The sequence below is a fragment of the Streptomyces sp. NPDC001868 genome, assembly GCF_040297125.1.
GTDB lineage: Bacteria > Actinomycetota > Actinomycetes > Streptomycetales > Streptomycetaceae > Streptomyces.
Genome location: NZ_JBEOYO010000037.1, coordinates 58029 through 77938, shown reverse-complemented (window position 1 = coordinate 77938; position 19910 = coordinate 58029). Strand labels below are relative to the sequence as shown.

The following is a 19910-nucleotide window of genomic DNA, read 5'->3' as shown; positions in this document are numbered from 1 at the left end:
CTAAAAGGCTGAATCGTTCCCGTGAGGAGATGGTCGCATGGTGGACCGGAATGAAGGAGCCGGGCACGTGAACCACTATTCGATCAGTTATGCGGGATTCAATCGTCCGTGGGCGACATGGATCGCGCACCAGTTGGAAAGCCTGGGGTATCGAACCACTCTTCTGCGGTGGGACCCGCCGATCAGCGTCCCGTTGGCCGTAGCCCTGCGGAGCCTGTTGGACTCGCCGGGACGCGTGCTGCTCGTCCTTGACGACTGGTACTTCAATCTGGGGCCACGCACCGACGAGGAGTGGATGTCCGCATTGCGTGACGTCGTGTCGGAACACGAGGACCGGATTGCCGCGGTCAGCGTCGCCACCCGGGCCATCCCGCCGGGCGGTGAGCGCCTGCAGCCCGTGGACCTGCGGGACCTGGAGGAAGGTGAGGCCAGGCGGCGCATCCTGGCTCGACTTGGCGTGTCGGCCGCCCATGTGCTCACCGATGGGGGCAGCGCCCCTCGCTTCCCCAACGATCCGCCGTCCGTGCTCAACATTCCACGGCGGAACCTCCGGTTCACTGGTCGCGACTGGGCATTGGAGGAACTCCAGTCCCTGCTGAACCGGGGTGGCGACAGTGGGTCGCGTGTCTCCCTGCGCGGAATCTCGGGGGTTGGCAAGAGTCAGATCGCCATCGAATACGCACACAGGTTCGGTAATGACTATGACGTGGTGTGGTGGGTCAACGCCGGATTCCGGGCCACTGCCCGTGAGCAGTTCGGTGACCTCGCGACTCATCTGGACGTCTCGGTGGGCCGGGAAGTGGGCGAACGGATCCGCGCGGTGCAGGAGGCGCTGCGTACAGGTAAACGGCATCGCCGCTGGTTGATCATTTTCGACAGCGCGGACGACATGTCGCAGATCGAGGATCTGCTGCCAAGGGGCAACGGGCATGTCCTGGTGACGACGCTGACGCAGGACTGGGCCACGTCCGGGAGTCTCGCAGAGATTCCGGTTCCGTCGTTTCTCCGCGAGGAATCGGTTGCCTATGTGCGCCGCCGTGCCCCTCGCCTCACCGAACGAGAAGCCGACCAACTGGCGGAGGCGGTACAGGACCTGCCGCTGCTCCTCGCGCAGACGGCCGCCTGGCTGGATACCAACCGCATGCCCGCCAAGGATTACATCGAATTGGTCCGCAAGGGCGGAGCCAGCCAGATCGGGATTCGCATCTCGGACGACTATCCGATGGGCTTTCAGACCAGTTGGTCAATTACATTGAACACCTTGGAGGTGAACTATCCGGAGGCAGCGGAACTTCTCCGCCTTTTCGCGCTGTTCTCCCCGGACTCCATTCCTGTGCGACTGATCCAGACGGCACATCCATCGGACCTTCCTGACCACCTGGCCGCACTCGCCGCCGACCCTACCCGTTGGTATTCGGCGTTGCAGCGCCTTTCGGAGTCGACTGCGGTACAACTCGACTACGACAGTTCGTCAGAGGACGAACCGCAGGTGGGAGGCGCGACCATGCACCGGCTGTACCAGAGCTTCTTGAACAGTACGCAGTCGGAGGACCGTCGCGAAGGACTGTCCTCGGCGGCGTGCGAGGTGCTGGCGAGAGCTGATCCGCGGCGTCCCTCCGACGACAAGACATGGTCCACATATGCCGATCTGCTTCCTCACCTGGAGGTCTCGGGAGCCCTCGACAGCAGCCGGCCGGTGGTGCGCAAACTCGTGCTCAACTGCATCGACTACCTACGGGCCCGGGACGAGGGCCGGGAGGGACTCGCCCTGTGCGAGAAGGCCGTGGCCCGTTGGCGAACACGTCTGGGAGCCGATGACCCGGACATGCTTGTGCTGACGTATCAGCACGCCAACATGCTGCGACGCGTCGGCCGTTTTCGAGAGGCCCAGGCAGCGGGCCAGCTTGTTGTTGACAGGCTGTCCAGCTTCAGAGAACCCGAGGACCGCGACCTGCTCACCGCGAAGAACGTCCTGGGCGGCTCTCTGCTCGCCCTGGGGGCCTATGACAAGGCCGACAGGCTGTACGAGGAAGTGGCAGAGATCAGAGGGAGGCTGTCGGGGGAGGACTCTCTTGAGGCGCTGCAGGCCCGCACCAACCATGCGACGAGCGCCGCGCTGCTGGGGCGCTACGAAGAGGCAGCCGAACAGCACAGGCAGATCTTCGAGCAGCGCAGCAGGCTCTTCGGGCCGGTCAATCAGTTGACGTTGCTGTCGGAGTTGCACTGCGCCTGGATCCTCAGGCTTCTCGGCCGGTACGAGGAAGCCAGCGGCATGCAGAAAGGCAACCTCAGCCGACTCCAGAAATTCGGGGAGTCGCATGAGTACGTCCTGCTGGCCGAGCACAACCTCGCGTTGTGCCGACGCCGCAGCGGCAACCTGGCCGAGGCCGGAAGCCAGATGCGTCGAGTGGTGGAGCGCAGCCTCCGCAAGCATGGTTCCGGTCACCCCCGCTCGCTCCACGCCCAGGCCGACTACGCCACCTTCGTGCGTGAGCATGGAGACCTGGCCGAGGCCCGGGAACTGGCCAGCCAAGTGAACGCCGGCTACACGAAGTTGGTGGGCCCCGACCATCCCTTCACGATCGGGACGGAGAGCAACTTGGGCCTCGTCCTATGGAAGTACGCCGAGCGTGACGAGAGCCTTCGTATCGCTGAGACCACCACAGCCGACATGCGCGAACTCGTCGGCCCGGACCATCCGTTCACGCTCGGCTGTGCCATCAACCTTGCCGGTGCTCGCAACTTCGCAGGAGACGAGGAAGGCGCGCTTCGACTCAGCCGCGAGACACTGGAGCTGGCGCGGCGGGCCATGGGCGAGAACCACCCGATGACGCTGTCCTGCAAAGCTGTTCTCTCCGCCGATCTGCGCTCCGTGCGCCGTGGGCAGGAAGCGAGGAAGCTCGAGCAGGAGACCCTGGGGAAGCTCACCGAGCGATACGGTTCCAGCCACCCCCACACCATGGCCGTAGGACGTCGGGAACGTCCTTACTGGGACTTCGAACCCCAACCGACATAGCGGGCATTCGTAGGCCCGGCCGCCGCGCGGAACGATGCCACCCATGTGGGTGCCGCGTGGTGACGCCGGATCGCTTGACGGCGCCTTGTATGCTGTCGCCCGCCTCGCGAGGTGCGTGAGGTTTGTGTGATGTCACTTCCTGGAGCACGGCCTTGCCAGTTTCCCGGGGCACGGCGCTTCCCGTAGGGGATATGCGTCAGGCCGTACAGCCCTTGCCGGACCTCAGCGGGATCGACGTGTCGTCGTTCAGAGCCCCTGCCGGTCACCCCGTATTGGCAGCCGTGGCGTCCTTGTTCGCCACACGCTTCCCGCGCGATTCGGTGAGGTTCTACGAGGACGCGCCTTGAGCACCGCCACCGACGCGTCACACCCCGAGGCGGGGGAATCTCTCTGGCCTCTTCAGGGTTTCGACGTCGCGGCGGTCCGGCGGGCCACGGGGGCGGTGACCGCGCCATTCCAGCAGTTCGTCCTGAAGGTCCACAGCCGCTGCAACCTCGCCTGCACCTACTGCTACGTCTACGAGGGCCCCGACCAGAGCTGGCGTGATCGTCCGCGTACGGTGTCGGACGCCCTCATGGATCGGACCGCCGACCGCATCGCCGAGCACGCGGCGGCGCACGGACTGCGGGATGTGTACGTCAACCTGCACGGTGGGGAGCCGTTGCTCACGGGGGACGGGCCGTTGATCCGCTACGTCGCCGCCGTGCGGCGGGCCGTGGCCGGGCGTACGGGGGGAGCGTGCCGGGTGTACGCCAGTGTGCAGACCAACGGCACGCTGCTCACCGACGCCGTCGTCGCGCGGCTCGCCGAAGCCGACATCAAGATCGGGGTCAGCCTCGACGGCGGGCTCGCCCGCCACAATCACCGCCGTGTCGATCATGCGGGTCGCCCCGCCTGGCCGGCGGCCACCCGGGGTTTACGGATTCTGCGGCAGCACCCCGAGGCCTATGCCGGCATCCTCTGCACCATCGACACCGCCGCGGACCCGATCGAGGTCTACGAGTCGCTGCTGGAGTTCGAGCCGCCCTCCCTCGATCTGCTCCTGCCGCACGCCAACTGGTCCTCCCCGCCACCCGGAACCGACACCGCGCACGAGGCCCCGTACGGCGAATGGCTCGCGGCCGTCTTCGATCGCTGGTTCGACGCGGCGGAGGCCCGGACGATGATCCGGCTGTTCGCCGCGATCATCGGGCTGCTCCTGGGGCGCTCCAGCATCACGGAAGCGGTCGGCACATCTCCCGTCGTGGCCGTGGTCGTCGACACCGACGGGACGATCGAACAGGTCGACTCGCTCAAGACCGCCTACGCCGGAGCACCCGTCACCGGCCTCGACATCTTCCGGCACGCCTTCGACCAGGCACTTCATCACCCGGGTATCGCGGCCCGCCAGCTCGGCGTCGCCGCGTTGTCCCGTACGTGCCAGGAATGCGCGCTCGTCGACGTGTGCGGCGGCGGCAACTACGCCCACCGGTTCCAGGACGGCACCGGATTCCTCAATCCCTCCGTCTACTGCCCCGACCTCGAGCATCTGATCAGGCACATCGCCGGACGGCTCAGCTCGGCCGTGGCCGACGCATGATTGCGGGTGGGATGAGACCCCGTCAAAATCCCCTTAGGCGGGGGTACTTGGGGGGTCGGGGGATTGAGCAAAGTGTTCATCAGCCACAGCACGCGCGAAGACCCGTACGGCACCGCCGTGCGTCGGCATCTCGCCCAGGGGCTGCGGGAACGCGGGTACGAGGTACTGGTCGACGCCGACGGGCTCCTTCCCGGAGAGAAATGGCACCCCAAGCTCTATGAGTGGCTCCTGGAGTGCCGTGCCGCGGTCGTGCTGGCCAACCGGGACGCGCTGAGGTCGGGGTGGGTGCACCGGGAAGTCGACATCCTGATGTGGCGGCACCACTTCAACCGGTCCTTCTTCGTCCTTCCCGCGCCCATAGGGGGCGTCACCCCGGAGGACATGGACGCGGCGGGCTTCGGGGACCTGATGTCCCTTCAGCTGGTGCAGCGGCCGAGCGTCACCGAGAGCAAGGACCCGCCCGACCCGGCCTGCGCCGCCGAGGTGATCGTGGCGGCGTTCCCGCCGCTGCCGCCCCAGCCCGAGGAGGACGACCCCGTCATCCGCTGGGCGGAGGACATCACGGCCCAGCTGAGCCAGGTCCGTACGATGAGCCGGCTCGCCAGGATGGGGCGCGCCCTCGGGCTGCACGACCGGTACCTCACGGATGCTCCGGTGACGGACGTCAGCTGCGGCTTCCTGGCCGCGCAGATGCTGCACACGCACGACGCGGTCCGACTGCGCAACGCCGTCGGCGAGGTCGCCCGGCACATGGACAGCACCGCCCTCGACCAACTCGTCAACCTGGTGCTGCCGGTGTGGATAGACGCCACGTCCGCCCGGCACGTCCTGCCCTCGGGCGACGGCGCCGGACCGCGCACCGTCGTCCTCAACGTGCGCAGCCCCGACACCGGGGAGTACTACCTGGGCCGGGCCTTCTGCATGGACCACAGCCGCTACTGGCCCATCGTGGTGAGCGCGCCGCCGCCGGGTGAGGAAGACCCCGAAGAGGAACTGCGCCACCGCTGCGAGCAGACCATCAGGGCCCGCTTCGGAATGACCGCGAGCGAACCCCTGGCGCACGCCCCGCAGCTGCCGAACTGCGACACATACGTCGTGATCTTCGCCGAGTACTGCTCCCTGGAGGAGGCGGAGCGTGTCGTCGACTGGCTGTGCGGGCAGATTCCCTGGCTGCACATCCTCCTCATCCCGCGGGACGAACTCACGCACGACGATCCGAGACCCGGGCGACTGGCCCAGGCGTCGCTGCTCGTCCCGCCCTTCGGGGTGGACGACGAACGGGTCGCGATCAGAGTCGCGTACGGAATGCTCAATGACTGGGGCATCGGCCGGAGGGACGAGGGGCGGCCGGGCCGCGTTGCCGGGAGGGGATGAGCCCGATGAGTGAGCACGGGAACAGGGCGGCCGAGGCATGGTTCCGCAGTCCCGACCGCGGGGACGGCGAGATCTACGTCATGTCACCGCGTATCGAGGAGGCGGTGAACGTCGCGCTCGCGACCGGCCGGCCCCTGCTGCTGCGCGGACGGCCGGGGTCCGGCAAGTCCTCGCTCGCGCCGTACATCGCCCGCCTACGCGGCTGGCGCTACTACTACCACGTCATCACCTACGCCACGCGTACCACCGACCTGCTGTGGCGGTACGACAGTGTCCGACGCCTCGCCGACGCGCAGGCCCACCGCCAGGGCGCCGCCGCACTCGACGACGACTCCTATGTGGAGCCCGGGGTGCTGTGGTGGGCGCTCGCACCGCGGTCCGCGCGCCATCGGGGCCGGCCGCCGGGCGAAGGGACGCCGGAGTGCGAGGATCCCGGCGCCGACGGCAACACCGACCGCAGCCCCGATCACGCCGTAGTGCTCATCGACGAGATCGACAAGGCCGACCCGGACGTCCCCAACGGCCTGCTCGTGCCGCTGGGTTCGCACCGCTTCACCGTGGTGGAGACCGGCACGCAGGTGGACATCGAGCCACCCGTCGGTGAACTCGACCCGCGGTTCTCCCGTCACCTGGTCGTCGTCACCACCAACGACGAGCGGGAGCTGCCCCAGGCGTTCCTGCGGCGTTGCGTGGTGGAGACCCTGCCCGACCACGACGTTCCGAGCCTGGTGCGGATCGCCGAGCAGCACATGAAGACCTGGCACGGCACGGCGGGCGACGACGACCTGCGGCTGGCCGAGGCACTCGCCGTGGAACTGGGCAAGGTCCGGGAACAAGCGGTGTCGGTCGGCCTGCGCGGACCGAGCACCGCGGAGTTCCTGGACGCGCTGCGTGCCTGTCTCACCCTCGGTATCTCCCTCCGCAGCGAACGGTGGGAGTGGCTGAAGAACTGCGTTCTGATCAAACGGCAGCAGATCCCCGGGGACGAGTGGTGAGCCCCGTATCGCGGGAGACATGGCTGGGGGACGTGGCCCGGGCAGCCGACGCACTCGGCATCGAGGACGCCGCGGGCTGGGAACGCGTGGCCGCCCTGCTGGGCCTCGGGCAGGGCGCCCCACCCGACTCCGTCGAGCCCCGGCCCGCCGGGGACGACACGGCCGTACCGCGTCCGACCGCGATGCCGGGGCCCGGCACCGCGGCCGGCACCGGGCGGACGGCGCCGGCCACCCCGACACCGCGCGGCACGAGCCCGGAGCCCGGCGACGTGGACACCAGGCCGCTCGTCCCCACCGCGCACCGTCCACCACGCCGTACCGGCTGGGCCGTCGATCCGCTCCCCGCCCCTCGGCCCCGATCCGCACCCGCCGCCGAAGCCGACACGCCGCCGCACCTGCCACTGCTCGCCCCCCGGACCACCGCGGCCGTGCTGCACGCGGCGCTCGCACGCGTCACCGCCGAGGGCGACCTGGACGTCGAGCGGGCCACCGACCATCTGGCCCGGGGGCTGCCGCTGGAGTGGATTCCGCGCCGTCCGCTGCCCACGCTGCGCTACGGCGTGCAGATACTCGCCGACATCTCGGCGTCCATGGAGCCCTTCGCGCGAGACGTCGAGGACGTCATCGAACAGGTCCGCAGCCTGGTCGGGGTCGCCGGAACCCGGGTGCTGCGCTTCGCCGACTGCCCCTCCCGCGGTGCCGGACCCGGATCACGCGGCACCTGGCGGCCCTATCGCCCACCGCGCTACGGGACCCGCGTGCTGCTGCTGTCCGGCCTCGGCATGATCGGCCCGGCTTTCGACCCGCACCGCAGCACCGAACAGGAGTGGAGGGAGACCCTGTTCAGGATCCGTCAGCACGGCTGCGACGCGGTCGCCCTGGTACCGCTGCGCGAACGGCTCTGGCCGGCCTGGTGGCACTCCCAGCTGAGGGTCGTGGCCTGGGACCGGGGCACCACAGTGGGCCGCGTCGTCGGCGGCGGACGGTGAGCCCCCCGGCCTGGCAGGGCCGCGAACTCGCCGTCCTGCTCAGCGTCGCCAGCCGCATCGAACCGGAACTGATGCGGGCCGTACGGATCGGTGTGGCACCCCGGCTGGACGTGTCGGCCGAGACCGCCCTGTGGTTCGGGGAGCTGGTCGACCGGCGTGGCTTCGGCTACGTCACGCTCCGCGGCGACCTGCTGCCCCAGCTGCGGGCCGAGCTGTCCGCCCGGCTCGCCGACGCACCCTCCACGGCCCCCGTGCACCGGCTGTGGTCCGTCGTCGAACGCGTCCACCAGGGCTCCTCCCCGGCGCTGTTCGCCGAGGAACGTGTCACCTGGCTGGCGGTCAGGGACGGCGTGGGCGCCGACGCGGCCATCGACCGGGAGCTGAAGCCAGCACTGCGCGCCCTGGTCGAGCAGGGGCGGGACGGCGTCGCCCGCTGGGTCGCCGGGGCCTGGCAGCGCCTGCCGGAACCCGTCCGCCGTACCACCACCGCGTGGCAGCTCGCCACGGTCACCAGCGCCCGGCTCTCCGGAGTGGCGTTGCGGCCCGACCCACCCGAGCGGCTCACCGTCACCGACATCGGACTCATCGCCACACGCCTGCCGCGCGTCGCCCTGCCCGTGCGCCGGGACGGCCCCGAGTTGCGGCTCGGCGAAGGGGCCGACGGCGTGGGCGGATTCACCATCGAGGTCCCGGACACCGACCCCCGCGTCCTGGACCTGCTCGACGAACCGCTCCCCCGGACCCTGCTGGTGAGCCGGGGCGGCACTCTCACCGAACACGTCGGCTGGGGCTCGGTACGGCTCCTCGCCGCCGATGGCGCGGTGTACGACCTCCCGGTCCGGGTGACCCCCGCCGGTGACTCGGCGTCAGGGCCGCGCAGGCCCGTCGACCCCGACCGGAGTCTGGTCGTCGCCCACACCGGCGCCAGCCAGGCCTGGGGCAATTGGATCGCCGACCGGGCGGAGAGCGCCGGACACGGTGTCACCCGACGGGTGTGGTACCCGGACCCCGGACTCCCGCTCAGGGATGTGGTGCTCGAGCCCGCGCAGCGCGCCGGCAGGGTACTGCTCGTGCTGGGTGACGCCGACCGCCGGCTGGGCGGACGCAGCGAGGAGCAGTGGAACGCGGAGCTGTCCGAGGTCTCGGCCCGGCGTCCGGGCCGGTTCGCGGTGGTGCTCGTCGGCGCGCCCGAGGGTGGCTCCCCTTTCGCCCAGCTCGCCACGGCGGACCTGCGGGGCGTCGACGAGGACGAGGCCAGGCGCCGGCTGTTCGCCCTCCTCGGCACGCCGTCGTCGGACACACCGGACGATGACCGCCGCGACGAGACCCCACGCTTCCCCGGCACCGAACTCGCCGTCTCCAACGCCCCCCATCGCAATCTCCGTTTCACCGGACGCGAAGCGGTGCTGACCCGGATCCGGCAGACACTGCTCGGGCCCGGCCCGGAACCCGATGCCGCCGACCGCCACCGCTGCGTTCTGCTCGGGCCGTCGGGCATCGGCAAGACCCAGACAGCCGCCGAGTACGTCCACCGGTACGGCAACGAGTACGACGTGGTCTGGTGGGTCAACGCGGGATTCCAGGGCACGGCTCGCGAGCAACTCGCGGCGCTGACAGTGCCGTTGAAGCTCACGGCGGGGCGGCGCATCGGCAATCGGATCCGTGCGGTGCAGGCGGCGCTGCGGGCCGGGAAGCCGTTCCACCGCTGGCTGCTGGTCCTCGACCACGCCGATGACGTGGCGGAGATCGAGGACCTGCTGCCCGAGGGGGCCGGACACGTCGTCGTCACCTCCAGCAGCCCCGCCTGGGCCGACAACGAACGGCTGCACCGCGTGGACATCCCACGCTTCACCCGCGCCGAGTCGGTCGCCTACGTCCGGAACAGGGCTCCTCGGCTGACCGCCACCGAGGCGGATCTGCTCGCCGAGGCGGTGCAGGACCTGCCGCTGTCGCTGTCCCAGACGGCGGGCTGGCTCGACGCCAACCCCATGCCGGTCGCCGACTACCTGGAACTCGTCGGCGACGGCCTCCCCGGTCACCCGGAGCCACCACCGACCGGTGGCTCGCCCGCGTATCCCCAGACACTGCGCGGCAGTTGGTCGATCACGCTGGCCTCCTTGCAGGAGCGCCACCCGGAGGTCGTCGAACTTCTCAAGCTGTTCACCTGCTTCGCACCGGACGCCGTGCCCGTACGCCTGCTGCGTGACCACCCCGCGGGCCTTCCTCCGCGCATCGCGGCCCTGGCCGAGGACCGGCAGGCGTGGGAAGCGGCGCTCACACGGCTGGCGGAGACCTCGGCGGTGCGCCTGGTCCACGGGACCGAGGGGGCGGAACGGGCGGAGATGCACCGACTCCATCACGCGATGCTGCGGGACGGGCTGACCGAGGACGAGCGGGACGCGTTGCGGCGCGCGGCGTGCGACGTGCTGGCCGCGGCGGACCCGCAGCGGCCGGTCGCCACGGCTCTGTGGGGGCGGTACGCCGAACTGATACCGCACCTGAAGGTGTCGGGCGCTCTGGACAGCACACGCGACACGGTCTCCCGTCTGGTCCTGAACTGCATCGAGTATCTGCGAAGCCGGGGCGAGGCCCGAACCGGGCTCAGGCTGTGCGAGCTGACCATCGCGCGCTGGCACAGCCGTATGTCCCCGGACAGCGGCGACATGCTCATCCTCACCCATCAGCACGCGAACATGCTGCGCAGGATGGGGCGTTACCGCGAGGCCGAGGCGGTGGGCAGGGCGGTCGTCGACCGGCTGTCCGGGACACGGTCGGCCGACGACCCGGATCTGCTGCGGGCGAAGAACGGCCTGGGCGGCACGCTGGTGGCGCTGGGGTCCTACCGCGAGGCGCACGAACTGTACACGGAGGCCGTCCGGGGCATCTCCGTGGCACATGGGCGGAGCTCTCTCCAGGATGTACAGGTCCGGTCCAACCTGGCCAACGTGCTCGCCATGCTCGGCCGATACGAAGAGTCGTACGTGCTGTACTCCGCGCTCGTGTCGTGGCGCGTGGATCACTCCGGCCGGACCGACCCCCAGACTCTGTACGCCGAGTTGCGCTGCTGCTGGACGCTGCGCCTGCTCGGCCGCTACACCGAGGCGTTGGCGCGCCAGGAGGAGAACCTGGCGGCCTGCCACGACGAGATGGGCCGCTACACGCCCAACACCATGGTCGCCGGGCACGATCTCGCACTGTGTCTGCGCCGGACCGGCCAACTGTCCAGGGCCGGGACACTGATGCGTGAGATGGTCGAGCTGGCCCGGGAACTGCACGGCCCCCGTCATCCGGAGGCCCTGTTCGTGGTGGCCGACTACGCGTCCCTGCTGCGCGAGCAGCGTGACCTGGAACGCGCCTGGAGTCTCGCCGACACGGTGGCCCGTGACTACACGGAGTTGCTCGGCGACGCCCATCCCTTCTCCGTGGGCACGGCCGGCAACGTCGGCCTGATCATGTGGGAGTCGGGCGAGCGCGACGAGGCGCTGCGCATCGCCCGGCGGGCCCATCGCGGTATGACGGCCGCGATGGGCGTCGACCATCCCTGGACGCTGGGCTGCGCGCTGAACGTCGCCGGGGCCCTCAGCCTCGTCGGGGACGCCGAGGCCGCCGCGGGGTACAGCCGCGATTCCCTGCAGCGGGCGGCGCGAGCCGTCGGCGGTACCCATCCGCTGACGCTGGCCTGCAAGGTGGCTCTCGCCGCGGACCTGCGCTCGCTGCGGCAGCGGGACGCGGCCGACCGTCTCGATCAGGAGACGTCTCGGCAACTGGGCGAAACGCTCGGTACCGAGAGCCCGCTCGCCCTGGCCATACGCCATGGGGAACGCCCGTACTGGGACTTCGAACCGCAGCCCGCGTGAGGGGACCCGGGTGGGTGCGGTGGTGCGGGCGTTCAGCGGATGCCTCGGAAGCATGCCCCCGCCGGCAGCGCCGTCACGCTCAGCAGGAACGCCGCCAGGGGGTAGTACGCCGGGGAGACCTGCGAGCCGGCTCGAACCATGCCGCAGCGCGTAGGTCGCCCATGCCCAGGCGTTGGTTCACGGCGTCGTCCGGGTGCTCGATGCGCGAGTCGTTGCCGAGGCGACCGGTGCGGACCCGCTCGTCCGGACGTCGGCTCGGTGGGCCGGTGACATCGACCGTGAGGGGTTGTCCCGCTCAGTCCCGGTCGGAGGCGGTGAGCGCACCACCGCCTCCGCGTCGGGCTCCGCAAGGTCAGCTGTCCGAGGTCGCGAGGCTGTTGACGGTTTCCCGGATGGTCGGATGACGGTACAGCTCCTTCAGCCGCAGCGACGGCAGGCCCTGCGCGCGCAGGGCCGCGCCTATGCGGACGGCGAACAGGGAGTTGCCGCCCAGGTCGAAGAAGTCGTCGTCCAGGCCGACCGGCACGCCCAGCACCTCGCTCCAGATCTCCCGCAGCCGTTCGGTGAGGTCGGCGTCGCCCGTGACGGGGACAGTGTCCCGCGCCGGTGAGAGGGGCGCCGCCGGTGCGGGGAGCCGCTGCGCGTCGAGCTTTCCGTTGGCCGTCAGCGGGAGCGCGTCCAGGGAGGTGACCGTGGCGGGGAGCATGTGGTCGGGCAGGATGCCCGCGGCCCGCTTGCGGACGGCGCGAGGGTCGCCCCCGGCGGACAGGACCACGTACGCGTCGATCCTGGCTGTGGCGGCATCGGCCGGATCGACGCGGCGCACGACGACGGCGGCCGTCCGCACGTCCGGGTCCTCCAGCAGGACCGAGCGGATCTCGTCCAGCTCGATGCGGAAGCCGCGGATCTTCACCTGGCTGTCGATGCGCCCGAGGTGTTCGAGACGGCCGTCCGGGCGGAGGCGTCCCAGATCGCCGCTGCGGTACATGATGCCGCCGGTGAACGGGTCCGGTACGAACCGCTGCGCGGTCAGGTCCGGCCGGCCCAGATAGCCGAGCGCGACTCCGACGCCGCCGACGCAGATCTCGCCGGCCACTCCGGGCGGCAGCAGTCGTCCGGCCGGGTCCGTCACGTACAGGTGCCAGCCGGGCAGGGCGGGCCCGACGGAGCGGGTGGCGGCCAGGGCCAGTTTCCGGGTGAGGGTCTGCTCGGTGACGTGGACCGTCGTCTCGGTGATGCCGAACATGTTCACCATCCGGCAGACCGACTCGGGGTGCCGGTCGAACCAGGGCAGCAGCATGCGCGCGTCGAGCGGTTCGCCGCCGAAGACGACGAGCCGGACGGACACGTCGCTGTGGTCGACGCGCAGGAGTTGGGCGAAGGCCGACGGGGTCTGGCTGAGCACGGTGACCTTCTCGGCGACGAGCAGGTCACGGAAGCTGTCGGGTTCGCGGGAGACGAAGTACGGCACCATGACCAGCCGGCCGCCCGTCACGAGACAGCCCCAGATCTCCCACACCGACAGGTCGAAGGCGCTGGAGTGGAACCAGGTCCACACGTCCGAGGTGCAGAACCCGTACTCGTCGCGCGTAGCGTCGATCAGGGCGATCACGTTGCTGTGCGGTACGACGACACCCTTGGGGCGGCCGGTGGAGCCGGAGGTGTAGATGACGTAGGCGGCGGTGTCGGAGGAGGGGAACGGGAGCGGTGTGTCGTCCGTCCCGGACGTCGCGGCGTCCAGCAACTCGTCCGGGGTCAGCGCGACACAGCCCGGCACCGCCGGAAACTCCGGCAGCCGGGTGACCACCACGCCCAGCTCGGCGTCCTGCGCCGTGTGGGCGATCCGGTCCTTCGGGTAGGCGGGGTCGACGGGGACGTAGGTCGCGCCGGCCTTCAGCACGGCGAGCAGGGCGACGACGAGTTCGGCGGAGCGCTCCAGGCACACGCCCACACGGTCGCCGCCGACGACTCCACGGGCCCGCAGGCCGCGGGCCAACAGGTCGGCCTGCTTCTCGAGTTGGCGATAGGTCAGGCCCGCCGCCCCGTCGGTCACGGCGATGGCGTCGGGTGTCGTCGCCGCCGCGCGGGCGACCGCCTCGGGGATGCTCTCCTCAGTGGTCACCAGGGTGCGGGTCGGCCGGCCGAGCGCCGCCGTGCGGGCGCGTTCGGCCTCGTCGAGGAGCTCGACGTCGTCGACCGGGGTCTGCGGGGAGCGCAGGACCTGCCCGTGTACGTGGGCGAGGTGCCGTACGAACTGCGCGGCGATCTCCGAGGAGAAGTGGCTGCCCAGGTGGTCGCAGCGCAGCAGTAGGCCACTGGAGTCCCGGAAGACCGAGAGGGTGAGCGGGAACGGCGGAGCGAGGCAGGGCACGTACTCGGTCTCGAAGGCGGTTTCGTCCCCGGTTCCGGCCACCCTCGCGGCTCCGCGCTCGCCCTCGCCGGCAAACTCCGTGCCGCCGGTGCCCTCGAAGAGCAGACCCGCCAGCGCGGCACCCGTGGCGGGGGAGGGCTTCAGCTCGCCGAGCGTGTGGGCGGGTTCGATGGTGAAGGTGCCGTGGTCCGTGCCGATGACGGGCTCGGTCTCGGGATCGTACCGGCGCAGGGTGACGTCGAGCGCCGTCAGCCAGCTGGCCTCGTCGCCCGCCTCGTCCTCCAGGGTGAGGAGGACGGACGAGGCGGTGGGGCCGTCGCCGCCCAGCCCCCAGGCGGGCGCGGCGGGCGGGCGGGTGGACGCCCGGGGTACGGGGGTGGCCTCGCTCGGTGGGACGGGCCGCCCGTCGGCGAGCCGGTGGAGGGCCCCGCGGCCCCATCGCTCGCGCGGGGCGACGACGATCAGGTCGGACCGGCCGTCGCTGTAGCGGAGGAGCACCCGGCGCACGCCGTCGGACGGTCGCGCGAGCTCGGTGGCGCGGCGGCGTTCGGCGCGTGGGTCGGCCGCCGGTACGGGGAGGTCCTCGCTCCATGGCTCCGACCGCTCGGCGGTGCGGGGGGAGCGCTCCCAGCGGACGCGCAGCGCATGGCAGCGGGCGCCGGGGTCACCGAAACCGCCGGGGACGCGCGGGGCGCCGGGCTCGGAACCCTGGGGGATCCCGTCGGGGAGGGGGTCGGGCTGAGAGGCGGACAAGGCGTACTCCTTGTTGTTCGGGGGAGTCGTCCGCGTGGTCCCGCGGACTCGTCGTGCTCGGCGGGGTCAGCGGATGCTGAACCCGCCGTCCACGGTCAGGACCGACCCGGTGATCTGCCGGGACTCGTCGGAGGCCAGGAAGACGACCGCGGCGGCGACGTCCTCGGGTTCGATCAGGGCGTTCATGGGCTGGGCCTCGACGAAGGTCTTCTCGTGTTCGTGCACCGGTACGTCCAGTGCCCTGGCGATCTCGGCGAGCATCCGGCCCTCGGCCCGGACGTCGTCGCGCACCGAGCCGGGGCAGACCGCGTTCACGCGTACCTTCGTCGGCGCGTAGTCGAGCGCGGCGGCCTTGGTGAGGCCGACCACGGCGTGCTTGGCGGCGACGTAGCCGGCGAAGTGCCGGTAGCCGACGAGCCCGGCGGTGGAGGCGACGTTGACGATGCTGCCGGCGCGCCGGGCGCTCATCGCCTTGCCGACCTCGCGGATCACCCGCCAGGCCCCGGAGAGGTCCACGTCGATCATCAGGGACCACTCGTCCTCGTCGATCTCGTGCACCGGTTTGCCGGAGGGCGCGGCGACGCCCGCGCTGTTGACGACCACGTCGATCCGGCCGAACCGGTCCTCGGCCCGGGTCACCGCTTCCCGTACGGCGAACAGGTCGCGGATGTCGGTCTCGGCGGTGAGGACGGCGGCGCCCGCCTCCCGGCACAGTGCGGCGGTGTGCTCCAACTGGCCCGGGGTGCCCAGCGGATAGGGCACGCCGGGCAGGTCGGCGCAGATGTCCAGCAGCGTGAGGTCGGCGCCCTCGGCCGCGCAGGCGACCGCGGTGGCCCGGCCGAGCCCGCGGGCTGCGCCGGTGACGAGGACCGACTTGCCGTGCAAACGCATCGGATGCTCCTTGGGAGAGTCTGGGTGTCGTGCTGAGGAGGGGAGGCGGGGCTACAGCACCGTCGAGACGATCAGGCGGACCAGCGAGGGGGCGGAGTCGGCCAGGTACATGTGGCCGCCGGGGACCTCGACATGCTCGAAGTCCTCGCCGGCCGCCTTGCTCCAGGCCGCGGCGTCGTCGTAGTCGACCAGGTCGTCGTCCTCGCCCCGGATGACGGTGAGCGGCGCCTGGAGCGGCAGGTCGGTGCTGGGCGTGTAGGCCTCGTGCATCTCGACGTCCGCGCGCAGGGTGGGCAGGATCATGGCGCGCATCTCCGGGTCGTCGAGCGCGGGATGGTGATAGCCCGCGAACTCGCCGACGCGAGCGAGGAAGTCCTCGTCGGAGAGGCCGGTGGCGTGCCGTTCGCGCCCGAGGGAGGGTTCCGGGGATCCGCTGACGAACAGGTGGACGAGCTCGATGTCGTCTTCGGCGACCAGCCGGTGGGCGAGTTCGTAGGCGAGCACGGCGCCGAGACTGTGCCCGAACAGGACGACTCGGTGGTCGTCGCCGTCGCCGAGCCGTTCCCGCAGCTGGGTCAGGAGTCCGTCCGCGGCCGTGTGCACGTCACGGTACGGCTCCTCGTCGATCAGCCGTTCCCGGCCGGGCAGTTGCAGAGCCACGACCTCCAGCGCGTCCCCGGCGAGGGCCGTCCAGGGGCGGTAGAACGAGGCGCCCGCTCCGGCGTACGGGAGGCAGATCAGCTTGGTCGTGTCAGGGGTGGTCATGGGTGCGGGTGTCTCCTTGCGAGTCGTGTGTGCCTTGGGGGGCGGGGGTTTTGCGGGGCGAGGTCGGAGGCGGGCACGCCTTATGCGTCGTGTGTGCCTTGGGGGCGGGGGTTCGGCGGGGTGGGACCGGAGGCGAGCACGCCCGAGAGTTCCGCGGCCTCCGCGGCCACGCGCATCGCGGCGGCGGCGCGGTCCGGGCCGGGCAGCCCGGGGCCGACCGGCATGAGGTTGAGCGTGGTGGCGCCGGCCTCGGCGAACGCCGTCATCCGCTCGGCGATCCGCTCCCGCGGCCCGAGCAGCGAGGTGGCGTCGAGGAATTCGAGCGGTACGGCGGCCATGGCGCCCGGGTAGTCACCGGCCAGGAACCTGTCCTGGACGGTACGGGCCTGAGGGCCGAAGCCCATGCGCTCGGCCAGCTGGGTGTAGTGGTTGTCCTCCCGGCCGCCCATGCCACCGAGGTACAGCGCGGCGTACCCCCGTACCCGCCGGGCACAGGCCTGCCAGTCGGCGCCGGTCACCAGGGGTACGCAGGGGGCGATGTCGAACCCGTCGAGGGTGCGCCCGGACGTGGTGAGGCCGGCCCGGAGGGGTTCGAGCTGCTTGACGGCGTGGGCGGGGGAGAAGAACACCGGGAGCCAGCCGTCGGCGATCTCCCCTGCCAGTTCCAGGTTCTTCGGGCCGAGGGCGGCGAGGTAGACCGGGATCCGCTCGCGCGGCGGACGGATGGTCAGGGTGAGCGCCTTGCCGGGGCCGTCCGGCAGCGGAAGCGTGAAGTGCCTGCCCTCGTACTCCAGCGGTTCCCGGCGCAGGGCGCGCCGCACCAGGTCGACGTATTCGCGGGTACGGCCCAGCGGCGAACCGAATCTGACGCCGTGCCAGCCCTCCGAGACCTGGGGACCGGACACGCCGAGGCCGAGCCTGAACCGTCCACCGGACAGGGTGTCGAGGGTGGCGGCGGTCATCGCCGTCATCGCGGGCGAGCGGGCCGGGATCTGCAGGACCGCACTGCCGACATCGATGCGGGAGGTGCGGGCGGCGATCCAGGACAGCACGGTGACGGCGTCGGATCCGTAGGCCTCCGATACCCACACCGACGAGTAGCCGAGCTCCTCGGCCAGGGAGGCGAGCGAGATGTTGGACGCGTCATTGCCTCCGACCCAGTAGCCGAGGTTGAGACCGAGACGCAGGGTGGGAACGGTCATGGGAACTCCTGTCCGGGCATGAGGATTCCGAGGCGGGCGGGCGGGCGCGCGCGGATCGGTGTCAGAGCTGGGCGTGGGGCTGCTGATGCCCCGGGGCCGGGGTCGCCGTGACGGCCGCTGTTTTCGGCTCGGTCGTGGCCGCGTCCGCATCCGCGCATCCGTACGAGCCGGTGCCGCACCAGCCCTCGCCGCGACCGCCTCAGCGGCTGGTGCGCGTACGGTAACGCCATGTCGACAGGGTGATGAAGACGGCGATGAGCAGCACCGAGCAGCCCGCGGTGTACAGCGTGGGGTGCTGGGCGGGCCAGTCGTGCTGTACGCGAAAGCCCGGCGGGGGCGTGTTGCCGAACAGCCGGCGCAGGGCGTTCGCGAGCGAGGTGATCGGGTTCCAGGCGGCCACGGTGGGCAGCGGGCCCGGGAGGGTCGAGCCGGAGACGAACCCGGAGGAGATGAACGTCGCCGGGAACAGCCAGATCAGCCCGAGACTGCCGGCCACCTGGGCGTTCGGCGCGATGAGGGCGACGAAGACGCCGATCCACGACATCGCGAAGGAGAACAGCAGCACCAGCAGGACCCCGGCGGCGATCTCGACGGGCCCGGTGTGTGCCCGCCAGCCCATCAGCAGGCCGCAGGTGGTGGTGACGGCGACGCTCGCCAGACAGGTGATGAGGTCGGAGGTGGTCCGGCCCAGCAGCAGGGCCACGCGGGAGACCGGCAGGGCGCGGAAGCGGTCGACCATGCCCTGCTCCAGGTCCCTGGAGAGCCCGACCGTGGTGAAGGTGGTGGTGAAGGCGACCGTCTGGGCGATCAGGCCGCCCATCATGTACGAGCGGTAGGCCGGGCCGCCCAGGCTGTTGCCGAAGACGTACCCGATGAGCAGGGCATAGACGACCGGCTCGACGAGGCAGGAGATGAGCAGGCCCGGGGTGCGCCGCAGGTGCAGCAGATTGCGCAGGGCGAGGTCGGCGCTCTCGGCGACGACCCGGATCACGGGGTTCCGGCGGGCGCGGGTCGGGCGGAGCGTGCCGGTGCCGGTGCCGGTGTCGATGCCGGCTTCGGTGTCGCCGGCGGCCGGGCCCGGGGCGCGGTCGGCCCGGTGCGGAGGCGTGGTGGTGTCCGGGGTCCGTACGGGGGCGGCGGCCATCACGCGGCCTCCCGCCGGGCGTGGCTGGTCAGGCCGAGGAACACGTCGTCGAGGGTGCACCGGCTGAGGCCGATCTCCAGTACCTCGACGTCCTCCCTCTCCAGCGCGGCGAGGGCGCGGCCGAGTGCGGCCCGGCCGTCGGTGGCCGCGGCTTCCACGCGCCGGGCGCGGCGGTCCACCGTCGGGATCGCGCCGGTCGCCTGGGCGGCGGCACGGGCGGCGGCGTCGAGCTGGTGGTCCCCGGCGACGTACACGACGAGCCGGTTCCCGGCGGTGGCCTTCAGCTCGTCGCTGGTGCCCTCGGCCACCACCCGGCCCCGGTCGATGACGGTGATCCGGTCGGCGAGGCGGTCCGCCTCCTCCAGATACTGGGTCGTCAGCAGGATCGTGGTGCCGTCGGCGACGAGTTCTCCGACCGCCTCCCAGGTGTCCAGCCTGCTCTCGGGGTCGAGTCCGGTGGTGGGCTCGTCCAGGACGACCAGGGGTGGGGAGCCGACCAGGGCGGCGGCCAGGTCGAGCCGTCGGCGCATCCCGCCGGAGTAGGCGCCGGCCGGGCGCCCCGCCACGTCGGTGAGCCGGAACCGGGACAGCAGATCGTCGGCGACACGTCGGGCCGTACGGCGGCCCACACCGCGCAGTTTCGCGAGGAGATACAGATTCTCGAATCCGGTCAACAATCCGTCGACCGTCGAATACTGGCCGGCCATTCCGATGGTCGAGCGTACCTTCTCAGGTTCGGTGGAAACATTCCAGCCATTCACGAAAGCGCGCCCGGAGTCCGGCTCAAGGAGTGTCGTCAGAATCTTTACCAGAGTGGTTTTGCCAGCTCCGTTCGGCCCCAGCAGAGCCATGACCTCGCCAGCTGTCACCTCCAGCTCGACCCCTCGTAACGCATGGTTTGTCCGGTATTTCTTGTGGAGGTCATCGATGATGATGGCCGACGCGGTTGACGTATGCACGGAACCGTTTCTACG

Annotated in this window: 12 protein-coding genes; 6 read left to right on the top strand and 6 right to left on the bottom strand. The window is 70.9% G+C overall.

Annotation, left to right across the window (positions count from 1 at the left end; translation table 11 throughout):
- Positions 1–67: 67 nt before the first annotated feature.
- The 6 genes from fxsT (ABT147_RS32835) (at position 68) to fxsT (ABT147_RS32810) (ending at position 11810) form a co-directional block, all read left to right on the top strand.
- The gene (gene fxsT, locus ABT147_RS32835) at positions 68–3016 is read left to right on the top strand and encodes an FxSxx-COOH system tetratricopeptide repeat protein (protein WP_351412973.1); all 2949 of its coding nucleotides are present in this window, start codon (positions 68–70) and stop codon (positions 3014–3016) included.
- A gap of 343 nt (positions 3017–3359) precedes the next feature.
- Positions 3360–4595: an FxsB family cyclophane-forming radical SAM/SPASM peptide maturase gene (locus tag ABT147_RS32830; protein ID WP_502983198.1), complete on the top strand. Its 1236-nt coding sequence runs from the start codon at positions 3360–3362 to the stop codon at positions 4593–4595.
- A gap of 72 nt (positions 4596–4667) precedes the next feature.
- Complete coding sequence (locus ABT147_RS32825; RefSeq protein WP_351413011.1) at positions 4668–5969, top strand: toll/interleukin-1 receptor domain-containing protein; 1302 nt, start codon at positions 4668–4670, stop codon at positions 5967–5969.
- 5 nt (positions 5970–5974) lie between these two features.
- Entirely contained in the window at positions 5975–6964 is a 990-nt protein-coding gene (locus ABT147_RS32820; RefSeq protein ID WP_351412971.1) for an AAA family ATPase, read from the top strand.
- On the top strand, positions 6961–7953 hold the full coding sequence (locus tag ABT147_RS32815; protein WP_351412969.1) for a hypothetical protein: 993 nt from the start codon (positions 6961–6963) through the stop codon (positions 7951–7953). Before ABT147_RS32820 ends, ABT147_RS32815 begins: the two co-directional genes overlap by 4 nt.
- Positions 7950–11810 carry an FxSxx-COOH system tetratricopeptide repeat protein gene (fxsT, locus tag ABT147_RS32810; RefSeq protein ID WP_351412966.1) on the top strand — a complete coding sequence of 1287 codons (3861 nt, stop codon included), beginning with the start codon at positions 7950–7952 and terminating at the stop codon, positions 11808–11810. The genes ABT147_RS32815 and fxsT (ABT147_RS32810) overlap by 4 nt, the downstream gene beginning before the upstream one ends.
- 352 nt (positions 11811–12162) lie before the next feature.
- Here the strand turns inward: fxsT (ABT147_RS32810) and ABT147_RS32805 are convergent, their stop codons facing one another.
- The 6 genes from ABT147_RS32805 to ABT147_RS32780 form a co-directional block, all read right to left on the bottom strand.
- Positions 12163–14823 (bottom strand): non-ribosomal peptide synthetase, encoded by a 2661-nt coding sequence (locus ABT147_RS32805; protein WP_351413008.1) that lies wholly within the window; start codon positions 14821–14823, stop codon positions 12163–12165.
- A gap of 177 nt (positions 14824–15000) precedes the next feature.
- Complete coding sequence (locus tag ABT147_RS32800; RefSeq protein ID WP_351412964.1) at positions 15001–15825, bottom strand: SDR family oxidoreductase; 825 nt, start codon at positions 15823–15825, stop codon at positions 15001–15003.
- 51 nt (positions 15826–15876) lie between these two features.
- Complete coding sequence (locus ABT147_RS32795) at positions 15877–16590, bottom strand: thioesterase II family protein (RefSeq protein ID WP_351412962.1); 714 nt, start codon at positions 16588–16590, stop codon at positions 15877–15879.
- 80 nt (positions 16591–16670) lie between these two features.
- Positions 16671–17777 (bottom strand): LLM class F420-dependent oxidoreductase, encoded by a 1107-nt coding sequence (locus tag ABT147_RS32790; protein WP_502983199.1) that lies wholly within the window; start codon positions 17775–17777, stop codon positions 16671–16673.
- 214 nt (positions 17778–17991) lie between these two features.
- The gene (locus ABT147_RS32785) at positions 17992–18936 is read right to left on the bottom strand and encodes an ABC transporter permease (protein WP_351412958.1); all 945 of its coding nucleotides are present in this window, start codon (positions 18934–18936) and stop codon (positions 17992–17994) included.
- Positions 18936–19895 carry an ABC transporter ATP-binding protein gene (locus ABT147_RS32780; protein ID WP_351412955.1) on the bottom strand — a complete coding sequence of 320 codons (960 nt, stop codon included), beginning with the start codon at positions 19893–19895 and terminating at the stop codon, positions 18936–18938. The genes ABT147_RS32785 and ABT147_RS32780 overlap by 1 nt, the downstream gene beginning before the upstream one ends.
- Positions 19896–19910: the final 15 nt, after the last annotated feature.